This is a genomic window from Mesorhizobium sp. M1E.F.Ca.ET.041.01.1.1 (assembly GCF_003997355.1).
Taxonomy (GTDB): domain Bacteria; phylum Pseudomonadota; class Alphaproteobacteria; order Rhizobiales; family Rhizobiaceae; genus Mesorhizobium.
In genome coordinates, this window is the sequence record NZ_RZSL01000517.1 from 1 (window position 1) to 4,341 (window position 4,341).

The following is a 4,341-nucleotide window of genomic DNA, read 5'->3' on the forward strand; positions in this document are numbered from 1 at the left end:
CGTCATGAGCGCGCAGAACACCTTCATGACCGCCATCCGCGCTTCCGAGACCGGCGCCTACGAATATCTGCCGAAGCCGTTCGACCTCACCGAGTTGCTCAACATCGTCAATCGGGCGCTGGCCGAGCCGAAGCGGCCGAAGCTCGATTCGCGCGCCGACGAGCAGCCGGAGACGATGCCTTTGGTAGGCCGTTCGGCAGCCATGCAGGACATTTACCGCATGCTGGCCCGCATGATGCAGACGGACCTGACGGTGATGATCAGCGGCGAATCCGGGACCGGCAAGGAACTGGTGGCGCGCGCGCTACACGAATATGGCCGCCGCCGGGGCGGACCGTTCGTGGCGATCAACATGGCGGCGATCCCACGCGACCTGATCGAATCGGAGCTGTTCGGCCATGAGAAGGGCGCCTTCACCGGCGCCCAGAACCGCTCCACCGGCCGCTTCGAGCAAGCCGAGGGCGGCACGCTGTTCCTCGACGAGATCGGCGACATGCCGATGGAGGCGCAGACGCGGCTGCTGCGTGTGCTGCAGCAGGGCGAATACACGACGGTCGGCGGCCGTACCCCGATCAAGACCGACGTGCGCATCGTCGCCGCCACCAACAAGGACTTGCGGACTCTGATCAACCAGGGCCTGTTCCGCGAAGACCTGTTCTACCGCCTGAACGTCGTGCCGCTGAGACTTCCGGCGTTGCGCGAGCGCTCCGAGGACGTTCCAGACCTGGTGCGCCATTTTTTCAAGCAAGGCGCCAGCGAAGGCTTGCAGACCAAGCGCATTTCGGCGGGTGGCATCGAGCTGATGAAGCGCTATCCCTGGCCCGGCAATGTGCGCGAGCTGGAAAACCTGGTGCGCAGGCTCGCCGCGCTCTATTCGCAGGACGAGATTTCGGCCGAGATCATCGAGACGGAGCTCAAGACCGGCGAAAGGCCCGTGGTGCCGGGCGTCGGACCGCTCATCCCCGACGATCTGTCGATCGGCCAGGCGGTCGAGCATTTCCTGCAGCGCTATTTTGCTTCCTTCGCCGGCGAACTGCCGCCGTCGGGGCTTTACCAGCGCATCCTTGCCGAGGTCGAGTATCCGCTGGTGCTGGCCTCGATGACGGCGACGCGCGGCAACCAGATCAAGGCGGCCGAGCTTCTGGGCCTCAATCGCAACACGCTGCGCAAGAAGATCCGCGAGCTCGGCGTCAACGTCTACAAGGCCTCAAGACAAATCTAGACCTTCGATGCCTGCCAGATTCTTTGCCGGCCCCATCTCGTTTGTTCAGCCCGTCAGCCGACGGGCGGAACGCTTTGTTTCTACTTCATATAATTGGTTCAGAGATAGTCTCTGACGGTGTCCGCGATCATTACATCAAGGCTGCTGGCCTTCACGCCGAGGAGATGCTCGGCATCGGAAGAATCGACCAGCAGCGGGCGATCGAAGAGATATTTCATTTCCACGAGCTCATGCATGCCCAGGGCTTCCATCTCGGCGATGGAATAGCAACGCATTGACGCAACCTCCCTTCCGAGCATCGCCGCGGTTCTGCGGATAAGATCGCGGGGCGAAGCGTATTGCGACGGGACATGGAAGGCTCGTCCCCATTCACCCGTGTAGAAGGCTGACGCGACGAGCGTCCGGGCGACGTCCTTGATGAAAGCCCAGGCATGATCGGCGTCGAGGTCTCCCAAGAAGGCGACAGGCTTTCCTTGAACGATGGATGGCAGTGCGAGAAGAGAGAAGTAGGTGACCGCGCCATGCCCCAGATAATCGCTGGAACGCACCTCGATGGCCGGTACGTTGGCTCGAGACACACGCTGCCACATTATCGTCCGAACAGTGCCCTTCCTCGATGTCGGGTCGAGCGGCAAGTCTGAGTGAAGGGAACTATCGGCGTTTTCGCCGTAGCCGTAGAGGTTTCCGAGCAGGATGATCTTCGCATCAACGGCCTCCGCCGCGCGCACCGTGCCGTCGACGATCGGAAAGAAGTCGGTCGGCCACCGGTGGTAGGGCGCCATGGCGCACATGAAGATGGCATCCGCGCCCCGGCTGATGCGTGAAAGTTCGGCGGCATCGGTGGCGTCCGCCTGCCTCGCGCGCACGCCGGGCAAATCGATATCGCTCACGCTCCTGCTTATGAGGACGACATCATGCTCCTGCTCACCGAGCAGGCGCGCCGTCTCGCGCCCGACCGGGCCTGCTCCGACGACAACATAGTAACCCATATGAACCTCTTTGCGTTGGCAAACGAGGCGCAGGTCTAAAGGGCTTCGGCATTGAAAATCGCGCAGGAACCGCCAAATGTTGAGCAGGTTCTGCCATGATTTTGAGGCTCGTTTCACATGCATCCGCAGTTCACTTCGGCCCGGGCCTCGGCTGGCATATCAATCGCTTCCCGGCATGTCGAAGCAGGCACCTATCGGCTGCCGCGGGCGGATCATCACCGCATCATGGTTCATGCCAGCGCGGCGACGCGCAGCTATTGCAATGACGCCGGGCGATATTTCTTACGGCGAGCTGGTGACATTGATTTCGTACCCGCGGGACAGGAGGGCGGGTTCGAGGCTGAAACCTCATTCGAAACGAGGGAGGTTCGCTTGCCGCCTGCCATGCTCGAGGGTGTGGCGTCGGAGATTGAGGGCAGCGCAAGGGCGCGTCATTTCGACATGCGGCACTTGCTTCGGGACGAACGTATCGAATACCTCGTCCGGGCACTTGAAACCGGCCAAGACGCAGGCTCGCCGGGTGGGGCTCTGTTCGCCGAAAGTGTCGGCATCGCGCTTGCGGTGCGGCTGGTTGGTCTCGACGATCTGGAGACGGATCGAATGGTTCGGCTGTCGGATGCGCAGTTCAAACGTATCCTGGACTATATCGACGCGCATCTTTCCGAACCGCTCACGATCGATACGCTGAGCCGCATCGCCAACGCCAGCAGCTCACATCTCAGGACATGGTTCAAGGCGGCGACCGGCATGACCCTTCACCGCTATGTGCTGCGACGCCGGGTTGAGCGTGCCCGTTCCCTGATTCTGGGAAGTGACCTCAGCACCAGCGAGGTGGCCTATCTGACAGGCTTCGCGCATCAGTCGCATCTGGCGCATTGGATGCGCCGCGAGATCGGGCAGACGCCGCGCAGCTTGCGACGGGCGCGACCGGAGCAGTGACGCGAGCCATCGCATCGCCGGCCGCATCGTTCGGCGGTATTGGATCACCGGCATTGTCCTTTTTGCGTGATTGAGCCGGGGAAAGATTTCCGTCCCGGCCACACTTGTTGCATAATCGCCACAATGCGTTGCATACATCCGACGCTATGACCGACTCTAGACGGCGATATGGCTGCTGAGGCTCCAACACTGAACCAACCGCTTTTCAGCCGGGCTGGCGTACCCGACGGCCGCCGGTTGCTGGCGCTGCCGGGCGTGGTCGCGATCGTGGGCGCCATGATCACGGCGGCGATCTCGTTCGCCATCCTGGTCGGCGCGACGCCGATCGCGCCGAACGCCGACACGACCTGGGCGCTGATCGCGCTCAACGCTGTCTTCGTCCTGTTCCTGATCGCGCTCGTCGCCCGCGAGGTGCGTCGCATCGTCATGGCCCGCCGGCACGGCAGGGCAGCCTCACGGCTGCATGTGCGCATCGTCGCCATGTTCGCGCTGGTCGCCGCCATTCCGGCGATCATGGTGGCAATCATCGCCTCGATCACGCTGGATATCGGCCTCGACCGCTGGTTCGAAATCCGCACCAAGACCATCGTCAATTCCTCGCTGTCGATCGCGGATGCCTATGTCCAGGAAAACGCGCGCAACCTGCAGGGCACGACCCTGTCGATGGCCTATGATCTCGACGCTTCGCGCACGCTCTATGGTCTCGATCGAAACGGCTTCCTTGACCTCATGAACAAGGAAGCCGTCGGCCGCGGGCTGGCGCATGCGGCGCTGATCAAGCCCGACGGCTCCTTCGTGATGAGCGCCAAGACCGACGCCGATTTCGCCATGCCCGAGCCGCCGCCCGGCGCTGTCGATACCGCCGCCGATGGCAAGCCCGTGCTGATCGAGCCGCGAACGCGCAACATCATGGGTGCCATCGTCAAGCTGCGCGAGATCGAGGGCCTTTACCTTTACACGATCCGGCTGGTCGACCCGGAAGTGACCCGCGCGCGCCAGATCGTCAAATCCAACACCGACGAATCCCGCAACCTCGAGGACAACCGCCGCACCTCCCAGGTGGCCTTCGCGCTGCCCTATCTGTCGCTGACGCTGATCATCATCCTGTCGGCGATCTGGACCGGCATTGCGGTCGCCGACCGGCTGGTGCGGCCGATCCGCCAGTTGATCGGCGCGGCCGACGAGGTGGCG

The 4,341-nt window shown here is 62.8% G+C and carries 3 protein-coding genes and 1 pseudogene; 3 read left to right on the plus strand and 1 reads right to left on the minus strand.

Going from position 1 to position 4,341, the window contains the following annotated elements; translation table 11 throughout:
* Positions 1–1,222: nitrogen regulation protein NR(I) (ntrC, locus tag EOA38_RS29150; RefSeq protein ID WP_127300863.1), on the plus strand; the 1,222-nt coding region annotated here is incomplete at its 5' end.
* Between the two features lie 98 nt (positions 1,223–1,320).
* Here the strand turns inward: ntrC and EOA38_RS29155 are convergent.
* Positions 1,321–2,211 (minus strand): NAD-dependent epimerase/dehydratase family protein, encoded by an 891-nt coding sequence (locus EOA38_RS29155; protein WP_127300865.1) that lies wholly within the window; start codon positions 2,209–2,211, stop codon positions 1,321–1,323.
* Positions 2,212–2,328: 117 nt separating this feature from the next.
* On the opposite strand from EOA38_RS29155, the gene EOA38_RS29160 reads away from it, so the two are divergent.
* Together EOA38_RS29160 and EOA38_RS29165 are read left to right on the plus strand one after the other, a co-directional pair.
* The gene (locus tag EOA38_RS29160) at positions 2,329–3,150 is read left to right on the plus strand and encodes an AraC family transcriptional regulator (RefSeq protein ID WP_127300864.1); all 822 of its coding nucleotides are present in this window, start codon (positions 2,329–2,331) and stop codon (positions 3,148–3,150) included.
* Between the two features lie 168 nt (positions 3,151–3,318).
* Positions 3,319–4,341 (plus strand): annotated as a pseudogene (locus tag EOA38_RS29165) (PAS domain-containing sensor histidine kinase); the annotation flags it as partial.